The sequence below is a fragment of the Burkholderia sp. AU32262 genome, assembly GCF_020419985.1.
Lineage (GTDB): Bacteria > Pseudomonadota > Gammaproteobacteria > Burkholderiales > Burkholderiaceae > Burkholderia > Burkholderia semiarida.
In genome coordinates, this window is record NZ_JAIZRS010000007.1 from 208,736 (window position 1) to 233,137 (window position 24,402).

Consider the following 24,402-nt stretch of genomic DNA (forward strand, 5'->3'; position numbering starts at 1 on the left):
TGAAGCCGCCCCTTGCGGCCCCGAGACTTGGCCGAAGCGGCCGGACCGAAGGACTTCACGCACATGACGAGTTTCCCGACTGCGCTGCATCACCGAATCCGCGAACTGGCGCGCCTCGCGCCCGACGCACCCGCCATCGCGGTGCCTTTCCAGAACGACCTGCGCCTGTCGCGCGGTGCGCTCGACGCACGTGCATCGCAACTCGCCCGGCAACTGCGCGCGGCCGGCGTCGGCGCCGAAGTGCGGGTCGGCGTGTGCGTCGAGCGTTCCGGCGAACTGTTCGTCGCGCTGCTGGCCGTGCTGAAGGCCGGCGGCGTGTTCGTGCCGCTCGATCCGCGCCATCCGGCCGCGCGCCTCGACTGGATCGTGCAGGATGCGCAACTGCGGCACGGCATCGTCGACGCCGCCGGCCGGGCGGCGCTCGGCACGCCGTTCGAACACGCGTTCGACGTGACGGCCCAAGCGTCGGGCGTCGCGCAGGATCACGCGTTCGACGACGATGCCGTGGCCATGCACCCGCGTTCGGCCGCGTACATGATCTATACGTCGGGCTCGACCGGCACGCCGAAGGCGGTGGTCGTCGAGCACGGGCCGCTTGCCGCGCACTGCGACGCGCTCGCGGCCGCGCTGCCGATCGAGGCGGGCGACCGTCTGCTGCATTTCGCGTCGGTCAACTTCGACGCCGCGCACGAATGCTGGCTCGCGCCGCTCGCGGTCGGCGCCGGCATCGTCGTGGCGCCGCCGCAACCGTTCGCGCCGGACGCCGCACATGCGCTGATGGTGCGCGAAGCGGTCAACGTCGCCGCATTTCCGCCTGCTTACCTGCGCGAGTTCGCGGCCGTCGCCGCACGCGACGGCGTGCCGCCGGCCTTGCGCGTGCTCGCGTTCGGCGGCGAAGCGCTGCCGCAGCAGGCATTCGAATTCGTGCGCCGCACGTTCCCGGCCGTGCGCCTGATCAACGGTTACGGGCCGACCGAAGCCGTGATTTCGCCGATGCTGTGGCCGGTGGAGCCGGGCGAGACGCCGGTGCTGGCCGCCGACGACGCGTATGCGTCGCTGCCGATCGGCCGCGCGATCGGCCCGCGCGTCGCGCGCATCGACGGCGCCGACGGCGACGGGGTGGGCGAACTGCTGCTCGGCGGCGTGTGCGTCGCTCGCGGTTATCACGGTCGCCCGGCGCTCACGGCCGAACGTTTCATTCCCGATGCGGACGGTGAGCCCGGCGCGCGCGTCTATCGCACCGGTGACCTCGCACGGCTGCGCGACGACGGCGCGTTCGACTATCTCGGCCGCCTCGACGACCAGGTCCAGGTGCGCGGCGTGCGCGTGGAGCCGGCGGAAATCGCCGCATGCCTGCGCTCGCACCCGGCCGTGGCCGACGCGGCCGTGCTGGCCGAAACCGCCAGCGGGCCGACGCGGCTGATCGCGTGCGTCGCGCTGCGCGCGGCGGCCGACGATGCCGCATTGAAGGCGCACGTGGCCGCGCAATTGCCGGCCGCGTGGCAGCCGCACCGGTTCGTGCGTTGCGATGCGCTGCCGTACACGCTGAACGGCAAGCTCGACCGTGCCGCGCTGCGCGAGCGGATTGCCGCCCAGCGGGTTGCCGCCGCACGCGACACGACGCAAGCCGCGGGCGATGCGCCGCGCACGCCGACCGAACAGCAGATCGCGGGCCTCTGGCAAACGCTGCTGGGGCTCGACGTCACGCCATCGCGCGCCGATCGCTTCTTCGCGCTCGGCGCCGATTCGCTCGCCGCGATGCAGTTGCAGGCCGCGATCCGTGCCGCCGTGCGCGTGAACCTTCGGCTCGACACGCTGTTCGCCGATCCGGCGCTCGCCGAACTGGCCGAAACCGTCGATCGCGCGGAGCGCGAGACCGGCGAACCGCTGGCCACGATTGCCGCGCGCCGCACGCCGGCCGATGCGGCCGTATCGGGCGCGCCATACGTCGATCGCGCGGCATCGCTCGCGCAGCAACGCTTCTGGGTGCTCGCGCAGACGCGCGACGCGAGCGCCGCGTATCACATCGCCGCGCACTGGACGATCGACGGGGCGCTCGACCGCGACGCGCTGCAGCGCGCGCTCGATCACGTGATCGGCCGTCACGAAGCATGGCGCACGACGCTGGTCGACAACGACGACGGCGTCGTGATGCAGCGGATTCATGCGCATCTGCCGGTGTCGATCGCCGCCGTCGATCTGCGCGACCAGCCGCCGGCCGCCCGCGACGCGCAAGCCGCGCGTCTCGCCGAGCGCGACGCGGCCGCGCCGTTCGACCTCGCGCGCGGCCCGCTGCTGCGCGCGACGCTCGTCGTGCTCGCCGACGACCGTCACCGGCTGCTGCTGACCGCGCATCACGCGATCACCGACGGCTGGAGCTCGCGCTGCGCGTTCGACGAACTGTCGGCTGCGTATCGCGCCTATGCCGAAGGCCGCGAACCGTCGCTGCCCGACTTGCCGATCCAGTACGCCGACTACGCGGACTGGCAGCGCGACATGCTGGCCGGCGGCGAGGGCGAGCGCCAGCTCGACTACTGGCGCGGCGCGTTGCGCGACGTGCCGGGCCCGCTCGCGCTGCCGGTCGATCGCCAGCCGGGCGCCGTGCGTACGCTGCACGGCGCGCGCGTGTCGGTGCGCCTGCCCGATGCGGTCGCGGCCGACGTGCGGCAACTCGCACGCGATGCGCAGGCGACCGTCTTCACGGTGCTGCTGGCCGCGCTCGACGCATGGCTGTCGCGCGTGACCGGCGAAACGGACGTCGTCGTCGCGGTGCCGGTCGCGCATCGCCAGCGCCCCGAAACGCGCGCGTTGCTGGGTCTTTTCCTGAATACGGTCGCGCTGCGCGTGCGCGTGGCGCCGACGCTGCCGTTCCGCGCGCTCGTCGATGCGGCGCGCACCGCGGCGCTCGATGCGGTCGCGCATCAGGACGTGCCGTTCGAGCGCGTCGTCGATGCGGTGAAGCCGCCCGTCAAGCGCGGCGACGAATGGCTGCGCGTGAAGTTCGCGCAGCAGTTCGACGCCCGGCACGACAGCGTGCTGCCGGGCGCGACCGCGGTCGCGACGCCGGGGCCCGATCTCGCCGCGCGCTTCGACTTCGCGCTGGATTTCACCGACGACGCGAACGGGATCGAGCTGGTCGCGGCGTATGCGACCGACTGCATCGATGCCGATACCGCGCGCGCGTGGCTCGACAGCTATGCGGCGCTCGTCGCATCCGCCGCGCGTGAACCGCACGCCACGACGGCCGCGCTGCCGTGCGATGCGTCGGCTGCGTCGCGTCAGCCGCGCGACGGCCGTGCGCTGCGCGTCGAACACGCCGACATCGTCGCCGCGTTCGCACGGCAGGCGGCCGCGTATCCGCATCGCGTCGCGCTTTCCGACGCATCGGCATCGCTGACGTTCGCCGGACTCGACGACGCGTCGAACCGCATCGCACGCGCGCTGGCGCAGCGCGGCGTGGCCGCCGAAGCGGCGGTCGTCGTCTGCATCGAGCGTTCGGCGCGTTTCGTGGTCGGCCTGCTGGGCGCGCTGAAAGCCGGCGCGCTGGCCGTGCTGCTCGACCCCGCGCAGCCGGCCGCCCGCCTCGCCGCGGCCGCGGCCGACTGCGGCGCGCGCTGGGCGCTCGTCGCGCAGCCGGCTGAGTGGCCGGCCGGCATCGACGCGCAGCCGCTCGACGTCGACGCGCTCGCGCAGGACGCGACGCTCGCCCATGCGGCCGGCGTGCGCGTCGCGCCGCACCCGGAGCAGGGTGCGTACCTGATCTATACGTCGGGCTCGACCGGCACGCCGAAGGGCGTCGTCGTCTCGCACGGCGCACTGGCCGATTACGTGCAGGGGATGCTCGACGAACTCGCGTTCGCGCCCGACGCATCGTTCGCGATGGTCTCGACGGTCGCGGCCGATCTCGGCCACACGACGCTGTTCGGCGCGTTGTGCGCGGGCCGCACGCTGCACCTGCTGCCGGCCGCGTGCGCATTCGATCCGGACCTGTTCGCCGACGAAATGCGCCGCCGTGAAGTGGGCGTGCTGAAGATCGTGCCGAGCCATCTGCAAGCGCTGCTCGACGCGCGCGTGCCGGCCGACGTGCTGCCGCGCCACGCGCTCGTGACGGGCGGCGAAACGCTCACGTGGGCGCTCGTCGCGCGGCTGGCCGCGCTCGCGCCGGCCTGCCGCGTGATCAACCATTACGGGCCGACCGAAGCGACGGTCGGCGCGATCGCGTGCGATACGGCGTCGATCGCCGCCGACGCGCGCGATCCCGCGAGCGGTGTGCCGCTCGGGCTGCCGCTGCCGAATGCGCGCGCGCTGGTGCTCGACGCGTTCGGCGCGTGCGTGCCGGCCGGTGCGACGGGCGAACTGTACCTTGGTGGGCCGGGCGTCGCGCGCGGCTACCTCGGGCGCCCCGCGCAAACCGCCGAGCGCTTCGTGCCCGATCCGTTCACACCCGGCGCGCGGCTGTATCGCACGGGCGACCGCGTGCGGTTGCGCGCGGACGGCCGCCTTGCGTTCCTGGGCCGCATCGACGATCAGGTGAAGATTCGCGGCTACCGCGTCGAGCCGGGCGAGGTGAGCGCGGCCGTGCGCGCGGCCGGCCCGATCGCGCAGGCCGAAACGCTCGCGATCGAGCACGATGGCCGCCTGCGGCTCGCGACGTTCGTCGTGATGCGCGACGGCGCGGCGTTCGACGAAGCCGCGGTGCGCGCAGCACTCGCCGCGACGCTGCCCGACTACATGGTGCCCGCGCAGTTCGTCGCGCTCGCACGCCTGCCGGTGACGGCGAACGGCAAGATCGATCGCGCGGCATTGCGCGAACGGGCGGCGGTGCCGGTCGCGGCCGCGCCGGGCGATGCGCCGCAGGGCGCGGTCGAGACGGTGCTCGCCGACGTCTGGCAGGCCGTGCTGAAAGCGCCGAAGGTCGGCCGCGACGACAATTTCTTCGAGCTCGGCGGCGATTCGATCCTCGTGTTGCAGGTGATCGCCCGGGCGCGCAAGCGCGGCGTGCGCTTCACGCCGAAGCAACTGTTCGACGGGCCGACCGTCGCCGAACTCGCACGCGTCGCGAAAACGGACGACGCGGCCGGCGCCGCTCAACCTGTGGGCGCGGCAGCAGCGACCACGGCTGTCACGCCGGCTGCCACGCCGATCCTGACGCCCGCGCAACAACGCTTCTTCGCGCTCGATATTCCGCACCGCGGCCACTGGAACCAGTCGGTGTCGTTCGATGTGCGCGGCGCGTTCGACGCAGATGCATTCGCGCGCGCCTTCGACGCGTTGCTCACCCATCACGACGCATTCCGCCAGCGCTTCGCACGCGGCGCCGACGGCACGTGGCACGCGAGCGACGCGGCAAAGCCGTACGACGCGCTGCCGTTCGTCGAAGTCGCCGCACGCGACGACGCCGACGCGCTGGCCCGCTTCGACGCGCTGCAACGCCGTCTCGATCTCGGCCGCGGGCCGCTCGCGTGCGCGTGCGCGGCACGGCTGCCGGACGGTTCGACGCGACTCTATCTGGCGATTCACCACGCGATCGTCGACGGCGTGTCGTGGCGCATCCTGCTCGACGACCTGGACACGGCCTACCGCGCCGCATGCGAACGCACGCCGGTGCGCCTGTCGCCGCCGGGCCTGCGCGCGGACGCCTGGGCCGCACGGCTCGCGCGTGCCGCGACGGAACCGGCGTCGCCGTTCGCGGCCGAAGCCGCCTACTGGGCCGGCATGGCGCAGGGCGACGACATCGCGCCCGATCATCCCGACGCCGTGGCCACGAACGCCGATGCGGCCGTCGTCGTGCAGACGATCGACCCGGCATTGACCCGCGCCGCGCTGACCGACGCGCACGCGGCCTATCGCACGCAGACGATCGAACTGCTCGGCGCGGCGCTCGCATTGGCGCTGGCCGGCGCGCGCGGCGCCGCGTCGTGCCGGGTCGAACTCGAAGGGCACGGCCGCGAAGCGCTGTTCGACGACGCGGACGCCAGCCGCACGGTCGGCTGGCTGACGAGCCATTACCCGGTGACGCTGCCGGTCGAAGCAACGGCCCGCGACACGCTGTGCGCGGTCAAGGACACGTTGCGCGCGGTGCCACACAAGGGGCTCGGCTTCGGCGTGCTCGCGCACTACGGCGATGCGGCCACGCGCACGGCGCTGGCCGCCGTGCCGCGCCCGCGCGTCACGTTCAACTATCTCGGCCAGTTCGACGCGCCGCGCGATGCGACGCTCGTCCCGCGTTTCGGCGGCACCGGCGTCGAGCGCGATCCGAACGGGCCGCTCGGCAATACGCTCGCGATCCATGCGTACCTCGACACGGACGGCGACGGCGCGCGCACGCTGAAGGTGCACTGGGTCTACGGTGCGCCGCAATTCGAACGCGCGACGATCGACGCGTTCGCCGCACGCTTCGCAACCGCGCTGCGCGAACTCGTCGAGGCATGCGCTTCACGCATCGCGCATCGCGGCGCCGGCGCGACGCCGGGCGATTTCCCGCTCGCGCAGGCCGCCGGCCTCACGCAGGCCGCGATCGAACGCGCACCGCTCGACTGGCGCGCGATCGACGACGTGTATCCGCTGTCGCCGATGCAGCAGGGCATCCTGTTCCATGCGCTGTTCGCGCCCGGCCACGCGAGCTACGTGAACCAGCTCGTCGCGACCGCGACCGCGCTGGACGCCGACCGGCTCGCGGCCGCGTTCGACGCGTCCGTCGCGCGTCACGACATCCTGCGTACGAGCGTGATGCCGGACGAAGCCGCGCCGCTGCAATGCGTGCATCGTCACGCGCGCATGCCGGTCGAGCAGCTCGACTGGCGTACGCGCGGCGACACGCTCGACGCCGATTTCGACGCGTGGCTCGCGGCCGACCGCACGCGTGGCTTCGACTGGCGCGAGCCGCCGCTGATGCGGCTCACGCTGATCCGCGTGACGGACGACGCATGGCGCGTCGTCTGGACGCGCCACCACGTGCTGCTCGACGGCTGGAGTACCGCGCGGCTGCTCGCCGACGTGCTGCGCGACTATCGCGACCCGGATGCCGTGTCGCCGTTCGCGAGCCGCCCGGCGCTGCGCTATCGCGATTTCATCGCATGGCTCGGCACGCGCGAGCGCGACGCCGACGAACGCTTCTGGACCGAACGCCTCGCGCGCCTCGACGCCCCGACGCTGATCGCGGAGCGCACGGCCGATCGCGCGGAGGCCGAGATGGCCACGTGGCGCGCGACGCTCGACGCCGACACGACGGCGCGCGTCGCGCAGACGGCTCGCGCGCTGAAGCTGACCGTCAACACGCTGGTGCAGGGCGCGTGGGCGCTCGCGCTGCAGCGGATGACGCACCAGCCGGCCGTCGCGTTCGGCGCGACCGTCGCCGGCCGTCCCGATGCGCTCGCGGACGTCGATTCGGTGCTCGGTCTCTTCATCAACACGCTGCCGGTCATCACCGCGCCGGCGCCGCAGCAACGCGCGGCCGACTGGCTGCAAACGCTGCAACGCGAGAACGCGGCGGCCGCCGAACACGCGCACACGCCGCTTGCCGACATCCAGCGCTGGGCGCGCGGATCGGGCGGCGCGCTGTTCGACACGCTGGTCGTGTTCGAGAACTATCCGGTGGACGACACGGCGCGTGATGCCGATCCGCGCGCGCTGGCGTTGAGCGACGTACGCAGCATCGAAGCGACCGATTTCGCGCTGACGCTCGTGATCGAAAGCGGCGCCGAACTGACGATCGACTACGGCTACGACACCGCCCGCATCGACGCACGTCAGGTCGAGACCTGGCATCGCGCGTTCGCCTGCGCGCTCGACGCGCTGGCCTGTACGCCCGAAGCGCTGCTCGGCACGCTGTCGATCGCCGACGATGCGACCCGCGACGCGCTGGCCCGCGCGCACGACACCGCACATGTCTGGCCGATCGAACGACGCCGGCCGCTACACCTGCAATTCGCCGACGCGGCACGGGCGACGCCCGACGCGATCGCGCTCGAATACGCGGACGCTCAAGGCCGCGTGCAGCGCGCGACCTATCGCGAACTCGACGCCGCCACGTCGCGCATCGCCGCCGCGCTGCGCCGGCGCGGCGTGCGGCCGGACACGCCGGTCGCGCTGTGCGTCGAGCGCTCGTTCGACATGGTGATGGCGCTCGTCGGCGTGCTGAAGGCCGGCGCCGCGTACCTGCCGGTCGATCCCGACTATCCGGCCGAGCGCATTGCGTACCTGCTGCGCGACGCGCGGCCGGCCGTCGCGATCACGCAGGCGCATCTGCGCGAGCAGGTCGAGGCCGCGCTGGGCGAGGGCGCCGATACGCGACTGCTGACGGTCGCCGACCTGCTGGCCGACGAGGCCGGCGATATCGATGGCGAAACCGCCGCGGTCGACGACGCGCAGCTCGCGTACCTGATCTACACGTCCGGCTCGACCGGCAAGCCGAAGGGCGCCGGCAACACGCATGGCGCGCTCGCGAACCGGATCGCGTGGATGCAGCACGCATACCGGCTGACGCGCGACGACGTCGTGCTGCACAAGACGCCGTTCGGCTTCGACGTGTCGGTGTGGGAATTCGTGTGGCCGCTCGCGATCGGCGCGAAGCTCGCGATCGCCGCGCCGGGCGACCACCGCGATCCGGCGCGTCTGGCCGCGGCGATCCACGCGCACGGCGTGACGGTGCTGCATTTCGTGCCGTCGATGCTCGCCGCGTTCACCGCGCATCTCGACGATTTCTCGGCCGCCGCGCAATGCGACAGCGTGCGTCTGATCGTCGCGAGCGGGGAGGCGCTGGCACCCGAACTCGTCGCGAAGATGGCGCGCCTGTTGCCGAACGCGACGCTCGTGAACCTGTACGGGCCGACCGAGGCCGCGATCGACGTGTCGCACTGGACCTGCGGCCCCGACGACGCGCAAGCGGTCGCGGTGCCGATCGGCCATCCGATCGCGAACCTGCAACTGCACGTGCTCGATGCCGCGTGGCAGCCGGTGCCGGCCGGCGCGACCGGCGAACTGTATCTCGCGGGCGCGGGCCTCGCGCGCGGCTATCTCGGCCGGCCGGCGCTGACCGCCGAGCGCTTCGTGCCCGATCCGTTCGTGCCGGGCGCGCGCATGTACCGCACCGGCGACCTCGCGCGCCGGCGCGCGGACGGCGCGCTCGACTACCTCGGCCGGGTCGACACGCAGGTGAAGCTGCGCGGCCAGCGGATCGAGCCGGGCGAGATCGAGGCGCTGCTGCGCGCGGCGCCCGGCGTGAACGATGCGGTCGTCATCGTGCGCGACGAGCAACTGATCGGCTATGTCGCGCGCGGCGACGCGGGCGCGCTCGACCGTGCGGCGCTGCTCGACGCGCTGCGCGCGCAACTGCCGGCGTACATGGTGCCGTCGCAGTTGATCGAGCTCGACGCATTGCCCGTCACGCCGAACGGCAAGTGCGACCGCCATGCGCTGCCGGCGCCGGTGCGCGAAGCGGCCGAAGCCGTCGAACTCGCGACCGATACCGAGCGCGCGCTCGCGGCAATTTGGCAGCGCGTGTTGCACGTGGACGCGATCGGCCGCGACGGCGATTTCTTCCTGCTCGGCGGCCACTCGCTGCTCGCGACGCAGGCTCACGCGCAGGCGAACCTGCACTGGGGGCTCGCGCTGCCGCTGCGCACGCTGTTCGACACGCGCACGCTCGCGCGCTGCGCGCAAGCGATCGACGCGGCCTGCGCGGCGCGCGGCGAGACCGATGCGGCGAGCGCGATCGACGCGCTGCTCGGCGAACTGGAAACCCAATAAGGACGACGGATGACGAAGGTTCAACCCGACTGGCTCGCGCTCGCGACGCGTTTCGCGCAACTGCCCGACGCGCAGCGCGCGGTCTTCATCGACAAGCTCGGCGCGGCCGGCATCGACTTCCGCGTGCTGCCGATCCCGCCGCGCACGCCGCGCAGCGACCGCGTGCCGGCGTCGTTCGCGCAGACGCGGCTATGGCTGCATGCGCGGCTGATCGATGCGCCGGACGCGTACCACATCACCGAGCGCCTGGCGCTGACGGGCCCGCTCGACGGGCATGCGCTGCGTCTCGCGTGCGATGCGCTGATCGCGCGCCATGAGGCGCTGCGCACGACTTTCGACGAAGCGCAGGACGGCGTCGCGCAAACGATCCACGCGCCGCTGCGCTGCCCGTGGCGCGAAACCGATCTCGAAGCGCTGCCGGACGCGCAGCGCGTGCCGCGCGCGGAAGCCGTCGCGACGGCCGACGAAGCCGAACCGTTCGACCTCGGTACCGCGCCGCTCGTGCGTGCGCACCTGGTGCGCTTCGACGCGACGCATCACTGGCTCGCGCTCACCGTGCATCACATCGTGTCGGACGGCTGGTCGTCGGGCGTGATGCTGGAAGAGCTCGCGGCGTTCTATCGCGCGTATGCGTCGGGCGAGCCGGTGCCGCTCGCGCCGCTGCCGATCCAGTACGCCGACTACGCGTTGTGGCAGCGCCGCTGGCTCGATGCCGGCGAGCGCGACCGCCAGCTCGCGTTCTGGCGCGAGCGGCTCGATCCGCAGCGCGGTGTGCTGACGCTGCCGGGCGCGGCCGCGCGGCCGGCGCGGCGCAGTGCGCGCGGCGCGCGTCACGTGTTTTCGCTCGATGCGCGCGTCGGTGCGCAGTTGCGCGCGTTCGCGGCCGCGTCCGGCGCGACGCCGTTCGCGGTGCTGCTCGCCGCGCTCGACGCGCTGCTGGCGCGTGCGACCGGCGACGCGCGGATCTGCGTCGGCGTGCCGGCCGCGAACCGCGAGCGCGCGGAAGTCGCCGCCCTGATCGGCTTCTTCGTCAATACGCTGGCAATCGACGTCGACGTGCCCGCGCACGGCGATTTCTCGTCGCTGGTCGCGCGTACGCAGCGCGCGCTCGTCGACGCGCAGATGCACCAGGACGTCCCGTTCGAGCAGGTGGTCGACGCGCTTGGCGTGCCGCGCAGCGCGAGTCACCATCCGCTGTTCCAGGTGATGGCCGCGTATGGCGAACGCCGCGCGCTGCCGCCGCTCGGCGCGGCGTCGGCCGCGCTGCTGCCGTCGGGCACGCCGTCCGCGAAATTCGATCTGACGCTGTCCGTCGAAGCGACGCCGGACGGCACGTTCGACGCTGCCTTCATCTACGCGCTCGACCTGTTCGACGCGGACGCGATCGCACGGCTGGCCGCGCGCTTCGTCACGCTGCTGACCGACGCGCTCGCGCGTCCCGACACGCCGATCGGCGATCTCGACTGGCTGCCTGCCGACGAACGCGCGCAACTCTTCGCGTGGAACGCGCCGGCCGCCGCGATCGCCGCCGAGCCGTTCGTGCCGGTGCACGTGCGCATCGCCGCGCATGCGCACGCGCGGCCCGACGCACGCGGCGTCGCCGATATCGATCGCGCATTGACGCGCGGCGAAGTCGATGCGCGTGCGGCGCGCCTGGCGCGCCATCTGGTGGCGGCCGGCGTGCGGCCCGAGATGCGCGTGGGCGTCGCGCTACAGCGCTCGGCCGATCTGCTCGTCGCGCTGATCGCGGTGCTGAAGTCGGGCGCCGCGTTCGTGCCGCTCGACCCGGCGCACCCGCGCGAGCGGCTCGCGCAGATCGTCGGCGATGCGAACATCGCGCACGTGCTGACCGACGCCGCGAGCGCCGCGTCGCTGCCCGAATTGCCGGAATTGCGCATCTGGCGCGCGGACGAAATCGATGCGCTCGACGAAGCCGCGCACGTCGCGCTGCCGGACGTGCTGCCCGGCCACGCGGCGTATGCAATCTACACGTCGGGCTCGACCGGCAAGCCGAAGGGCGTGATCGTCGACCATGCGTCGTTCGCGCTGCACTGCGCGGCGATCGCCGAGCGCTACGGCGCGGGCGAGAACGACGTGTTCCTGCTGTTCCAGTCGGTCAATTTCGACGGCGCGCACGAAGGCTGGTTTTCGCAATACATGTCGGGCGCCGCCGTGTCGGTGACGGCCGACGTGTTGTGGCCGCCCGCGCAGACCTGCGCGATGATGATCCGCGACGGCGTGACGATGACCTACGTGCCGCCGGGCTGCGCCGCCCAGCTTGCCGAATGGGCGCTCGCGCACGGCGCGCCGCCGACGCTGCGTTCGCTGACCGTCGGCGGCGAGGCGACGTCGCGCGAGGCGTTCGCGATGCTGCGCCGCGCGCTGCCGAACGTGCGCGTGGTCAACGGCTACGGCCCGACCGAAACGGTCATCACGCCGACGCTGTGGATGTTCCGTCCCGGCGACGATCTCGCGAAGCTCGGCGACGCCGCGTATTTGCCGATCGGCACGCTGGTCGGCGCGCGCACCGCGCACGTGCTCGACGCGCGGCTGCATCCGCTGCCGGTCGGCGTGATCGGCGAACTGTATCTGGGCGGCGAGGGGATCGGCGTCGCACGCGGCTACCTCGACCGCCCGGCCCTAACGGCCGAGCGTTTCGTGCCCGATCCGTACGGCGCGCCGGGCGCGCGGCTGTACCGTACCGGCGACCTCGTGAGGCGCCGCGCGGACGGCGTGTTCGACTTCATCGGCCGCGTCGATCATCAGGTGAAGCTGCGCGGCCTGCGCATCGAACTCGGCGAAATCGAGGCGCAGCTCGCCGCGCACGACGCGGTGCGCGAAGCCTGTGCGGTCGTGCACGGGCAGGGCGCGCTCGCGCAGCTCGTCGCGTACGTCGAGCTGACCGCCGAAGCGCGGGCGGCCGCGCAGCCGGTCGAAGCCGCGGCGCTCGACGCGCATCTGCGCCGCACGCTGCCCGACTATATGGTGCCCGCGCAACTGATCGTGCTCGACGCGCTGCCGCGCAACGCGAACAGCAAGGTCGACCGTGCACGGCTGCCGGCGCCCGTGCGTGTCGAACGCGCGTACGAGGCGCCGCGCGACGGCGACGAAGCCGCGCTCGCGGCGATCTGGTGCGACGTGTTGAACCTGGAACGCGTCGGTCGCGGCGATCATTTCTTCGATCTCGGCGGCCATTCGCTCGCGGCCGTGCGCGTGGCGACGCGCGTGGCCGAACGGCTCGGCCGCGACGTGCCGGTGCGCGCGCTGTTCGAGGCGCCCGTGCTTGCCCAGTACGCGCTGCAGGTGGCCGACGCGCCGCGCGCCGCGCAGTCGGGCGCCACGGCGCCGGGTATCGCCGTGGCCAAACCGGACGCGCACGGCGTGTGGCCGCTGTCGCCCGCGCAGCTCGGCCTGTGGTTCCTGTGGCGCGCGCAGCCGGACAGCGCCGCGTACAACATTCCGGTCGCGCTGCGCGTGCGTGGCCCGCTCGACGTCGATGCGCTGCGCGCGGCGTTCTCGGATGCGGCGGCCGTGCATCCGGCGCTGCGCGCGCGGCTCGTCGCCCGCGACGGCGCGCTGCCGGGTCAGCGGATCGACGCGGACGTGGCCGTCGCGCTGCCGGTGATCGACCTGTCGGCCCGAGCCGATGCGCTGGCCCGCGCGGCCGCGCTGACCGACGAGGATGCGCTCGCGCCGTTCGATCTCTTGGCCGACGCGCCGCTGTGGCGCGCTCGTGTGCTGCGGCTCGGTGCGAACGACCACGTGCTGTCGGTGACGATCCATCACATCGTGTCGGATGGCGAATCGATCGAGCTGTGGCTCGACGCGGTGCGTGCCCGCTATGTCGCCCGCGTGCAGGGCAGCGGCGCGCCGGCCGACGAAGCCGACCAAGCCGCCCGACCGGCCCTCCCGCTCGTGCTGCCCGCGCCGTGCCATCCGGCGCGCGTCGCGTACTGGCGCGACGCGCTCGCGGATCTGCCGTCGTGCGTGTTGCCGCAGCGCGCCGATGCGCCGGCCGTGCCGCAATGGCGCGCGGCCCGTATCGCGTTCGAATTCGACGCACAACTGATTCGCGCGGCGCGCGACGCCGCATCGGCCTCGCACGCGACGCTGCCGATGCTGCTGCACGCGGCGCTCAACACCGCGCTGTTCCGCGCGACGGGCGCGGCCGACCAGCCGGTCGGCGTGCTCGCGTCGACGCGCGAGCTCACGGGCGACGCGGCCCGCGCCGCGCTCGGCCTGTTCATCAACTCGGTCGTCGTGCGTACGCGGATCGACCCGTCGGCGCGCCGCGCGGACGTGCTCGCGCAAGTGCGCGACACGGCGCTCGCCGCGTATGCGCATGCCGACGTGCCGTTCGCCGACGTCGTGGCCGCGCTGCGTGCGCCGCGCGCCGCGCAGGCCAATCCGCTGTTCCAGGTGATGTTCAACTATCTGCGCCCGACCGGCGCCGCCGCACGCGATTGGGCCGGCCTGTCGCTGGCCGAATTCAACGACGTGCGCCATCGCGTCGTGTTCACGCTGGAGCTGGACGTCGTCGAGCATCCGGACGGCCGCGTGAGCGCCGCGTTCTCATATGCGGACGAACTGCTTGCGCGCGATTTCGTCGACGCGCTCGTCGAGCTGTATCACGACGAGGTCGCGCGTTTCGCCGGTGCGTCGGAAGCGGCGCTCGGCGCACCCGAGGCGCGCGCAGCCGTGCACGGTGCGTTCGGCACCCACGCTCACGCGGCAGCGCCGGTCGATGCAACGCCGTCGCATGCCGCCGCCGCGCTCGCCGCGCTGTGGTCCGACACGTTCGCGACGGCCGCGCCCGAGCCCGATGCCGACCTGTTCGAAGCCGGCGCGACGTCGTTCGACGTCGTGCGCTTCGTCGACGCGGCCGGCCGCGCCGGTCACGCGCTGACGGTCGCCGACGTGTTCGCGGCGCCGACGCTCGCGGCGCTCGCCGCGCGGCTCGACGCGCGAGCGGAAACGGGACAGGAGGCGCGCCATGCTGGCTGAAGTGCGTCCGGACGGATTCACGATGCTCGATACCTACCGGCTCGCGTTCGCGGACGGCCTGTTCGCCGTGCGCGACGGCGCGGAGATCCGTGTCGCGCACGGCGACGGCATCGGCGCGCAGTTGCTGCGCGCGCAGGTCGGTGACGACGGCGCGCTGCGCCTCGTCGCGTACAACCATCGCGCGGCGCCGGCCGACCAGCGGCGGGCGCTGCTGGCCGCCCTGGCCGCGGCGTTTTCGGACAGCGCGCGCCACGCGGCGGTCCGGCTCGACCCGGCTGCCTGGCCGGCCGTCGCGCTCGATGCGTTGCGCGCGAGCGGCGTCCTCGCCGACGGCGGCCGCTGCCTGCGCGACGGCTGGGCGCAACAGGCCGACCTGTGGCGCGTCGGCCCGGCTCTGCCGTGCGCGACGCTGCCGACGATCACCGACGGCCGGCGTCATCCGCGCCGGCCGCCCGCACCGCGCGGGGACGTCTATGCGCGCGACCTGCCGGCGCTCGGCGTGCGCTTCACGCTGCGCGGCTGGCAGCCGGCCGAGGACGCCGAACGGCTCGCGCGCTGGTTCACGGAGCCGCGCGTGCGCGACGGCTGGCCGGGCGCCCAGCCTGACCAATGCGGTGCGCAAGGCCCGCAGGAAGCCGATCCGCACGTGACGCCGCTCGTCGGCTGTTTCGACGGTGAACCGTTCGCGTATTTCGAGGCGTTCTGGCTGAAGGAGGACGCGCTCGCGCCGCACGTCGCGGCGCGCGACTACGACCGCGGGCTGCGGATGCTGGTCGGCGAGTCGCGCTGGCGCGGCGCGCACCGCGTGGCCGGCTGGCTGCCGTCCGTCGTGCATTACCTGTTTCTCGACGACCTGCGTACCGAAGCGGTCGGCTGTGCCGTTCCGGCCGGCCACACGCGGGTTGCCGACCATCTCGCGCGGCATGGCTTCGCGCGGCAGCGCCGTCTCGCGCTGGCCGACGCGCAGCCGCTGTGGATGCGCACGCTGCGCGAGACGTTCTTCTCCGGCCGTCACGTCTGACGGGCCGGATTCACCGACAAGGGAGCTGAGACATGCAGAGAGAAACCGTATTCGACCTGATCGGCGTCGGCTTCGGGCCGTCGAATCTGGCGCTGGCCGTGCGCCTCGCGGAGCGCGGCGGCGCGCACACGCTCGCCCATTGCTTCATCGAGCGCCAGCCGGAATTCGGCTGGCATCGCGGGATGCTGCTCGACGACTGCCGGATGCAGATTTCGTTTCTGAAGGATCTCGTGACGATGCGCGATCCGAAGAGCCGCTACACGTTCATCAACTATCTGTTCGAACGCGGCCGCCTGAACGAATTCATCAACCTGAAGAATTTCTACCCGACCCGCGTCGAATTCCACGATTACCTGAGCTGGGTCGCCGATGCGTTCGACGACCGCGTCCATTACAGCGAGACGGTGCTGGGGATCGAACCGGTGCGCGGCGACGGCGCGAAGATCGACGCGCTGCGCGTGCTGTCGCGCGACGCGGCCGGCCACGAGCGCCAGCGCGTCACGCGCGCGCTGTCGGTCGGCGTCGGCGGCACGCCGGCGATTCCGGATGCATTCGCCGCGCTCGGCCGCGACCGCGTGATCCATTCGTCGTCGTACCTGGCCGACATCGACCGGCTCGTCGCGTCGCCCGACGGCGAACGCCGCCGCGTCGCGGTGATCGGCGCGGGGCAGAGCGCGGCCGAGGTGTTCATCGACCTCGCGCGCCGCTTCCCGCACGTCGACGCGAGCCTCGTGATGCGCGCCGGCGCGTTGAAGCCGGCCGACGACAGCCCGTTCGTCAACGAAATCTTCAGCCCCGAATTCACCGACGTCGTCTATGCGCAGCCGCACGACGCGCGTCGTGCGCTGCTCGAGCGCTATCGCGACACGAACTACGCGGTGGTCGACCGGCCGCTGATCGAGCAGATCTACGAAATGCTGTACCTGCAGCGCATCGACGGCACGCCGCGCCATGCGCTGCTCGCGAACAGCGCGATCGAGGCCGCGGTGCGCGCCGCCGACGGCCGCATCGAGCTGACGCTGCGCGACCGGATGAGCGGCGCCACGCGCGTCGAGCGTTTCGATGCGCTCGTGCTCGCGACCGGCTATCGCCGCGACACGCATTCGGCGCTGCTCGAAGGGCTCGCGCCGCATCTGGGCGATGCGCTCACGCGCGGCGACGTCACGCGCGACTACCTGCTCGCGACGCCCGAGCACTTCGCGCCGCGCATCTACCTGCAAGGCTGCTGCGAAGACAGCCACGGCCTGTCCGACACGTTGCTGTCGGTACTGGCGCGCCGCGCGGACGAAATCTGCGCGTCGCTCGAAGACGGGATCGCGCTCGCCGAGGACGACGGCGCGGCCCGGGCAACGCAAGAAAAACGACCGAACAACGGGGTGAGCGCGGGCCGGATGGCTTTCGCTCTTTGACAAAGGCGCGGTCGGAGACCGCACGAAAAAGTGGAGCAGAAGAAGATGGAGTGGGCAACAGGCACGCGTTTGCGTGCGATCGCAGCCGCGGCAAGCGTGGCGTTCGGTACGGCGGCAGGGCACGCATACGCCCAGACGGCGCCGGCCGTGAACGCGGGCGCCGCGGCGTCGGCCAGCAGTGCGCAAAACGGCGCGACGGCGAATGAGTCGACCAGCGCGCAAAACGGCACGCTGCCGGCGATCACCGTCAACGCGGCCTCGGCAGGTGACGGCACGGTCGGGCTCGTCGCGAAGCGCAGCACGACCGGCACCAAGACCGACACGCCGCTCAACGAGATCCCGCAGACGATCAACGTCGTCACCGCGCAGCAGATCGAGATGACCGGCGCCACCGACGTGAACGCGGCGCTGCGCTACGTGCCGGGCTTCTCGTCGTACGGCTCGGACAACCGCTCCGACTGGTACGCGGCGCTGCGCGGCTTCACACCGACCGCCTACGTGAACGGGCTGCAGGTGCCGAACACGATCAACCTCGCGAGCTGGCGCGTCGATCCGTACATGATCGACAGCATCAGCGTGCTGCGCGGGCCGACCTCGGTGCTGTACGGCGCGGGCGATCCGGGCGCGATCATCGACGTGCACACCAAGCTCGCCGACGGCGAGCGCGTGCGCGAAGCGGGCGTGCAGATCGGCGACTACGCGCGCAAGCAGTTCATGATCGACGTCGGCGACAAGCTCGATCCGGACGGCAAGTATGCGTACCGGTTCGTCGGCGTCGCGCGCGACGGCAACGCGCTGACGGGCCCGAACAACGACCAGCGCGTCGCGCTCGCGCCGTCGTTCCGCTGGCGCCCGGACGCGGATACGTCGCTGACGCTGTCCGCGACCTACCTGCAGGACTGGGGCGACATCTCGTCGAACTTCCTGCCCGCGCAGGGTACGGTGCTGCCGAACCCGAACGGCCAGATCAACAAGGACGTCTACGAAGGCGACGGCAGCTTCAACTACTACCGCAAGAAGCAGTGGTCGGTCGGCTACCAGTTCGAGCGCAACCTGACGCCGGCCTGGACGTTCCGCCAGAACACGCGGCTGATGCACCTGTCGCTCGACAACGGTTCGGTGTTCGGCAACGGCTTCGTCGAGGGCAGCACGACCGACGTGTCGCGCTGGGCCGGCGTGTTCCAGATGAACTACAGCCGCTTCGACATCGACAACAACCTCGAGGGCCGCTTCGCCACGGGCCCGCTCCAGCACACGCTGCTGCTCGGCTTCCAGTACAACCGCCAGACCGCGACCGACAGCGAATGGCTGGCCGCCGCGCCGCCGCTGAACATCTACAACCCGGTGTACCAGCCGGTCACGACGGCGGTGTTCACGCCCGACGCGACGTTCCGCACCAATACGTACACGACGCTGAACACGTTCGGCCTGTACGCGCAGGATCAGATCAAGTGGAACCGCTGGACGCTGACGCTCGGCGGCCGCGAGGACTGGGTCAACCTGCGGCAGGACGACCGCGCGGCCGGCACGTCGACGAAGGCCGATGTGACGGCATTCACCGGCCGCGTCGGCCTCACGTACCAGGGCGATTACGGGTTGTCGCCGTACGTCAGCTACGCGACGTCGTTCAATCCGCTGATCGGCGTGAACCTGGTCGGCGGCGGGCTGCCGCAGCCGACGCGCGGCAAGCAGATCGAAGCCGGCCTGCGCTGGCAGCCGCCCGGCAAGAACATGATGCTGAACGCGGCGATCTACCAGGTCAACCAGACCAACGTGCTCACGTCGGCGCTGCCGAGCCAGGATCCGACCGGCACGAAGTCGGTGCAGACGGGCGAGGTGCGCTCGCGCGGGATCGAGCTGAGCGCGACCGGCAAGGTCACGCGCAACCTGTCGGTGATCGCGTCGTACGTCTATCAGGACGTGAAGAACGTGCAGGCGAACGACGTCTCGCTGAACAACTGGCCGGTCGATATCCCGCGGCCGCGCCAGATGGCGTCGCTGTGGACCGACTGGACGTGGCACACGGGGCCGCTCGCGGGCTTCGGCCTCGGCGGCGGCATTCGCTACCAGAGCGCGTCGGCCGGTGCGGCCGACAACTCGTTGACGGTATCGAGCGTCACGCTGTTCGACGCGGGCCTGCATTACGACATGCGTAACTGGCGCTTCGCCGTGAACGGGACGAACCTGTTCAACCGTCATTACATCAGCGGTTGCCAGTCGAACAACGTCTGCATTTTCGGGACCGACCGCACGGTAATCGCGACCGCGAAATACAACTGGTGACGTCGCGCGCCGCGGCTCGCCGGCCGGCCTTCGTGGCCGGCGCGGGCGGCCGCGGCGCCTTCGTCCGCTTTTCCACGACGCATCCATGCCGAAGAAAAATCTCGTCTACATCCAGTCGCTGCGCAACGGCGCGGCCGATCGTGCCGGCCAGCCGGTCGCTTATCGGGGCGGCACGCGCTACATGAAGGCGCCGCTCGAATTCCTCGTCGAGCGCCTGAACGATTCGCCGCTCGGCGAACGCTACACGCTCCAGGGCGTGATCGTCGACGACGACGAAGGCTCGCCCGCCGACCGCGCGAAAGTGGCCGACTACGGTTTCGCGCGCACCCCGGGCCGCCCGTGGATCCTGCCGGAAGGCCTGACGGTGCAGGGCAGACCGGTCGACGAACTGTTCTGCACGATTGCGTCGACGTACCGGCGGCTGCCGCGCGACGCGCGCGAGCGCGTGGCCGGCAAACAGGCGTTCGAGCGCCGCCTGCTCGAACGCCTGCTCGAACTCGAAGCGGACATCGTCGTGCTCGACGGGCTGCTCGTGATCCTCGACGAACTCGTGCGGCCGGGCGCGCGCTTTCACCGGCGCATCGCGAACATCCACCCGGGCATCACGGCCGACGATTCGCCATACCAGCGGCGCGGCGCATGGGCGACGCTCGACGCGCTGCACGGCGCGCGCGGCGAACGCGTCGACTGGGCCACGGGCGCCACGTCGGCGGTCGAACCCGTGACGATGACGGGTGCGTCGTTCCACTACGTCGACAACGGTATCGATTCCGGCGAGGTGATCTGCGACGTGCTCGACACGCCGATCGCGCCGGACGACACGATTCTCGAACTGCGCTGGAACAACTTCCAGCGCAGCCTGTTTCCGGCGCTCGAGCGCGGGCTGCACGTCCTCGCCGACCGCCACGACGCGGGAGCATTGTGATGCAAGACACGCTGACGAAACCGGCCGGCGCCGCCGACGCGGTCGAAGGTGAAGCGGCCGCCGCGCTCGACGGCGCCGCGCACGGGCAGGCGGGGGCCGTCGTCGAGCATGCGCTCGACGCATGGCGGCCCGACGACGCGCCCGACGCGCTGCTCGCGACGTTCGTCGCGCTGTTCAACACCGACACGCGGTACGACGCGGCGACGATCTCGGTGCCGCGCGGCGGCGCCGATGCGGCGGCCGTGGCGGCGTACGTCGCGCGTGCGGTGCGCGAGGGCGTGATCGACGGCGCACAAGTCACGGGCGACACGCTGCGGCTCACCGTGTCGCGCACGACGTTCTGGCAGAATCCGCGGCCGTGGCTGAAGGCGAGCGCGTCGGGCGGGATGCCGCTGCGCTACGCGATCACGAACGGCCATCGGCATCCGGTGCGGCCGCCGTCGCCGGCTGGCGAGATCTATGCGCGCCACATGCCGCAGGTCGGGATGACGTTCAGCCTGCGCACCGTCGACATCGATGCACACGCGGACCTGTTCAGCGGCTGGATGAACCTCGACCGTGTCGCGCATTTCTGGGACCAGCGCGGCACGCGCGACGAGCATGCGGCGTATCTCGCCGAACGGCTGGCCGACCCGCACATGCACCCGATGATCGGCTATTTCGACGATACGCCGTTCGGCTATTTCGAGTTCTACTGGGCGAAGGAGGACCGCCTCGCGCCGTTCTACGACGCGCACGACTACGATCGCGGGCTGCACCTGCTGATCGGCGATTCGCGTTTCCAGAGCGCGGGCAAGCTGCATGCGTGGTGGAGCGGGGTGCTGCACTACATGTTCGTCGACGAGCCGCGTACGCAGCGGCTCGTCGGCGAGCCGCGCGTGGATCACGTGCGGCATATCGCGTACATGCACCGGCTGGGGTTCTACACGCTGAAGGAATTCGATTTCCCGCACAAGCGCGCGGCGCTCACCGTGATCGAGCGCGATACGTTTTTTGACACTTTCCGGTTGCCTTGACGGGGCCGGGCACGCGGCGTCGCTGCGACGGTGCGCGCAGCCTTGCGATGCGCATGCATCGGCCGTCCGGTATATGGACCGCGCGGCCTGCGTCATGAAGAATGGGTCACTTCTCTCATCGACGACAGGCCGCCAGCATGAATCAGTCATCCTCGACAACGTGGGACGCAACCGCGAGTTCGCCACCCGCCAAATTGACATATGCCGACATATGTCTAGAATGGGCGCATCGTACTTCCATGGAGTGGCTCATGCGCACCGTTTCCATTTTCAAGAACGCCCGTAACCAGGCAATCCGCATCCCGAAGGACATGGAGTTCGAGGGTGTCACGGAACTCGAGATCCGCCGCGAGGGCGATACGCTGCTGTTGCGGCCGGTACGTCCCACGTGGCTGTCGTTCGCGAACGAACCGCTGGCCGATGTCGATTTCCTTGCCGAACGCCCGGCCGTCATCGAGTCCGGTCGCTTCGATCTGTCCGGCGACGCCGACGCCCCGACGGAGTCCAACCGGTGACCACGCTCTACATGCTCGATACGAACATCTGTTCGTTCATCATGCGCGAGCGGCCACCCGTCGTGCTGTCGCGGTTGCAGTCGTGCGTCAACGCGCAGCACCGGATCGTCGTGTCGGCCGTTACCTACGCCGAGATGCGCTTTGGCGCGGTTGGCAAACGAGCGTCCCCGAAGCATGCGGAACTCGTGACGGCCTTCGTTTCCCGGCTGGATGGCGTGCTGTCGTGGGATTCCGCGGCAGTGGACGCCACGGCCGCGATTCGCGCGGCGCTCGCCGTACGCGGCACGCCGATCGGCGCGAACGATGCGTCGATCGCCGGGCATGCGATCGCGGCCGGTGCGGTGCTCGTCACGCACAACGGCCGCGAATTCGGCCGTGTCGCGGGGTTGTCGCTGGAAGATTGGGCGGCATGAACACGTCGGGCTGCAAGTGCGATGCCGTCGCCGCTGCTCGGCGCATCATGCGTGCGGCGGGGGCGAATCGACGAGAAACGCCCGGCGGAACGCGTCGAGATACCGTTCGGCGTCGTCGCTGAATTCGCCTGGCAGCAGCGCGAACGCGCGAGCGAGCAGATCCTGGCGGAGTGCCGCATAGGTTGCTTCGTCGGACAGCAATGCGCGGATGGCGTCGCGCGTTTGCGGCAGGGCAATGCGTTTCGCATCCCGCGCGAGCAACCCGGCTGCGGCAAGACCGGGCTGGAACGCATGTGTCTCGAGCAGATCGGCCGCCGCATCCCAGATGCGCTCGCGATTCCCGGCGTCATGATAGTGGCGCAGCAGAAACAGCAGGTCGTACGCGTCGCTGTTCTGGCGCGCGCGCCGATCTTTCCACGCGAGCAGCTTGAGCAGCGCGAGGGCGGGCAAACGGGCGACCGGCACCACGGTCCGCGCGTCGATCGATACCGGCTGCGCCGTGTCGACCGCTTCCTGGAAGCCGAGCACGTTCAGGACGAATTCACCGGCCGGCGGCCACGCGATTTCGCCCGGTGGCGCTTCGAGCGGCCCGAACGGCACGAGATCGAGCTCGGTGCGAAAGCCCGGCATGCCGCTTTCGAACAGCAGTTTCTGCTGTTGTTTCGGTGCTCGCGTGAATCGCCCGGTCGCGACGAGCGTATCGACGAGCTGCGCGTGGAACGGCCAGCTCACCGCGCATACGGCAACGTCGACGTCCCGCGTCGCGCGCGCCGGCCGGATGCCGTGGACATGCCACATCAGAATGTCGCGCGCGGTTGCGCCGGCCACGACGAAGGCCGCGTCGAGCTGCGCGCAGGTCGTGCCGACCGCTCGCAGCAGCGCGACCGCCGCCGGTTCGAGCGGCCGGCTCGCCTCGACTTCAAGCGGGCGGGTGGGTGAGGTATCGGTCATGGATTCGTTCGGCGGCAGCAAGGTTGCGGCTGTCCCCGGACGAGACGAGATCCGCATAGATCAGGAGCGGCGGCACGAGCGGCACATCCTGCTCGTGCCAGTCGAGCGCCGGCGAGCGCGGCCAGAACGCTTCGAGCAGCTCGACGTCGCCGTGCTCGTCCGGGCGCAGGCGCGCCTGCAGCAGCAGGCGGTTCGGCACGGCGCCGTGCGTATAGACGGTGATCGCCGCCGGCTTCAGGTCGTGCGTCAGCAGATCCGCCGCCGCTTCGCCGCCGAGCCGCGCATCGAAGGCGGCGAAATCGAAGCCGCGCCACCAGTCGGGTGCGATCGCGGCAAACCGCCGGGCCGGCAGTTTCGTGCGCAGGCGGCTCGGGTACAGCGCGACCCATTCCTGCAGGAAGCGCGGCCAGTCCGGCATCAGCCTTTCGCCGTTGCGCCGCTGCGCGACGAGGCCGCGCGCGATCAAGTCGTCCATCGCGAGATTGACCGTGCCGAGCGCGACGCCCGATGCGGCGGCGATCGCCCGGTATGGCTGGGCGACGAGGCCCGGGTGCGTCGCGAGCGCGAACATCACGGCGAGCCCCTTGGGCGTGGTCGCGCGCGACGCCTGACGGCGCGGCGTACGCGCAGGTTTCGGTCGGCCGGAGATCATCACGGTGGCCTCCGGCTGGATCAGGCTCGCATTGCCGGCGGTATCGAGAAACGGGATGTCGTGCTCGGTCAGGCGGGCTGCCAGTTCGGCAGAAAAATAAGGGGCGACCAGCATCAGCGGCCGCTCGCCCGGCACCGGTGGGCCGCCGCGGCGACGCAGCGCCGCGAGCGCTGCTTGCAGCGATTCGACGCCGACGCTCACGGCTGCCGGCATCTCGAAGGTGTGCCCGGCGATGTCGAAGCGGATCATGGCGTCGGCTCGCGCCTGGTACGCCTGCGGCACGCGCACGGGCCGCGCGGCGAAGCGCCGGGTCGCGCGTCCGAACGCGGTACAAGCCTCGTCGAGCACGTGCTGTTCCGGGATGGGGAGGGGGACGTTCGCGGGCATCACGGAGAATCGCTTGTTCACTGTTTTGTCAGCGTACACAAAAAATGTACAACCGTCAAAAAATGAACAAATCATTTCA

Annotated in this window: 11 protein-coding genes; 9 read left to right on the plus strand and 2 right to left on the minus strand. The window is 71.4% G+C overall.

What is annotated here, in order from left to right:
- Positions 1–63 precede the first annotated feature (63 nt).
- The 9 genes from LGN10_RS11080 to LGN10_RS11120 all read left to right on the plus strand — a co-directional run bounded on the left by LGN10_RS11080 (position 64) and on the right by LGN10_RS11120 (position 22,333).
- On the plus strand, positions 64–9,747 hold the full coding sequence (locus LGN10_RS11080) for a non-ribosomal peptide synthetase (protein WP_226223303.1): 9,684 nt from the start codon (positions 64–66) through the stop codon (positions 9,745–9,747).
- A gap of 9 nt (positions 9,748–9,756) precedes the next feature.
- Positions 9,757–14,751, plus strand: coding sequence for a non-ribosomal peptide synthetase (locus tag LGN10_RS11085; protein WP_226223304.1), 4,995 nt, complete (start codon positions 9,757–9,759; stop codon positions 14,749–14,751).
- Positions 14,741–15,772: a GNAT family N-acetyltransferase gene (locus tag LGN10_RS11090; protein WP_226223306.1), complete on the plus strand. Its 1,032-nt coding sequence runs from the start codon at positions 14,741–14,743 to the stop codon at positions 15,770–15,772. Before LGN10_RS11085 ends, LGN10_RS11090 begins: the two co-directional genes overlap by 11 nt.
- Before the next feature lie 32 nt (positions 15,773–15,804).
- A complete protein-coding gene (locus tag LGN10_RS11095) occupies positions 15,805–17,181 on the plus strand; it encodes a lysine N(6)-hydroxylase/L-ornithine N(5)-oxygenase family protein (protein ID WP_104012153.1) in 1,377 nt (458 codons plus the stop codon).
- Between the two features lie 45 nt (positions 17,182–17,226).
- On the plus strand, positions 17,227–19,464 hold the full coding sequence (locus tag LGN10_RS11100) for a TonB-dependent siderophore receptor (protein ID WP_226223307.1): 2,238 nt from the start codon (positions 17,227–17,229) through the stop codon (positions 19,462–19,464).
- An 85-nt stretch (positions 19,465–19,549) separates the two neighbouring features.
- Positions 19,550–20,389, plus strand: coding sequence for a formyltransferase family protein (locus LGN10_RS11105; protein WP_089464741.1), 840 nt, complete (start codon positions 19,550–19,552; stop codon positions 20,387–20,389).
- On the plus strand, positions 20,389–21,405 hold the full coding sequence (locus tag LGN10_RS11110; protein ID WP_226223309.1) for a GNAT family N-acetyltransferase: 1,017 nt from the start codon (positions 20,389–20,391) through the stop codon (positions 21,403–21,405). The genes LGN10_RS11105 and LGN10_RS11110 overlap by 1 nt, the downstream gene beginning before the upstream one ends.
- A gap of 251 nt (positions 21,406–21,656) precedes the next feature.
- A complete protein-coding gene (gene vapB, locus LGN10_RS11115) occupies positions 21,657–21,920 on the plus strand; it encodes a type II toxin-antitoxin system VapB family antitoxin (protein WP_089464742.1) in 264 nt (87 codons plus the stop codon).
- Entirely contained in the window at positions 21,917–22,333 is a 417-nt protein-coding gene (locus LGN10_RS11120) for a type II toxin-antitoxin system VapC family toxin (RefSeq protein WP_081066539.1), read from the plus strand. Before vapB ends, LGN10_RS11120 begins: the two co-directional genes overlap by 4 nt.
- Positions 22,334–22,378: 45 nt before the next feature.
- Here the strand turns inward: LGN10_RS11120 and LGN10_RS11125 are convergent, their stop codons facing one another.
- Entirely contained in the window at positions 22,379–23,284 is a 906-nt protein-coding gene (locus LGN10_RS11125; protein ID WP_059643318.1) for a nucleotidyl transferase AbiEii/AbiGii toxin family protein, read from the minus strand.
- The gene (locus LGN10_RS11130; RefSeq protein ID WP_226223393.1) at positions 23,253–24,323 is read right to left on the minus strand and encodes a type IV toxin-antitoxin system AbiEi family antitoxin; all 1,071 of its coding nucleotides are present in this window, start codon (positions 24,321–24,323) and stop codon (positions 23,253–23,255) included. The genes LGN10_RS11125 and LGN10_RS11130 overlap by 32 nt, the downstream gene beginning before the upstream one ends.
- Between the last annotated feature and the right edge of the window lie 79 nt (positions 24,324–24,402).

Coding starts and splice junctions, on each gene's coding strand:
- LGN10_RS11080 (WP_226223303.1), top strand. CDS start 64: ATGACGAGTTTCCCGACTGCGCTGCATCACCGAATCCGCGAACTGGCG.
- LGN10_RS11085 (WP_226223304.1), top strand. CDS start 9,757: ATGACGAAGGTTCAACCCGACTGGCTCGCGCTCGCGACGCGTTTCGCG.
- LGN10_RS11090 (WP_226223306.1), top strand. CDS start 14,741: ATGCTGGCTGAAGTGCGTCCGGACGGATTCACGATGCTCGATACCTAC.
- LGN10_RS11095 (WP_104012153.1), top strand. CDS start 15,805: ATGCAGAGAGAAACCGTATTCGACCTGATCGGCGTCGGCTTCGGGCCG.
- LGN10_RS11100 (WP_226223307.1), top strand. CDS start 17,227: ATGGAGTGGGCAACAGGCACGCGTTTGCGTGCGATCGCAGCCGCGGCA.
- LGN10_RS11105 (WP_089464741.1), top strand. CDS start 19,550: ATGCCGAAGAAAAATCTCGTCTACATCCAGTCGCTGCGCAACGGCGCG.
- LGN10_RS11110 (WP_226223309.1), top strand. CDS start 20,389: ATGCAAGACACGCTGACGAAACCGGCCGGCGCCGCCGACGCGGTCGAA.
- vapB (WP_089464742.1), top strand. CDS start 21,657: ATGCGCACCGTTTCCATTTTCAAGAACGCCCGTAACCAGGCAATCCGC.
- LGN10_RS11125 (WP_059643318.1), bottom strand. CDS start 23,284: ATGACCGATACCTCACCCACCCGCCCGCTTGAAGTCGAGGCGAGCCGG.
- LGN10_RS11130 (WP_226223393.1), bottom strand. CDS start 24,323: ATGCCCGCGAACGTCCCCCTCCCCATCCCGGAACAGCACGTGCTCGAC.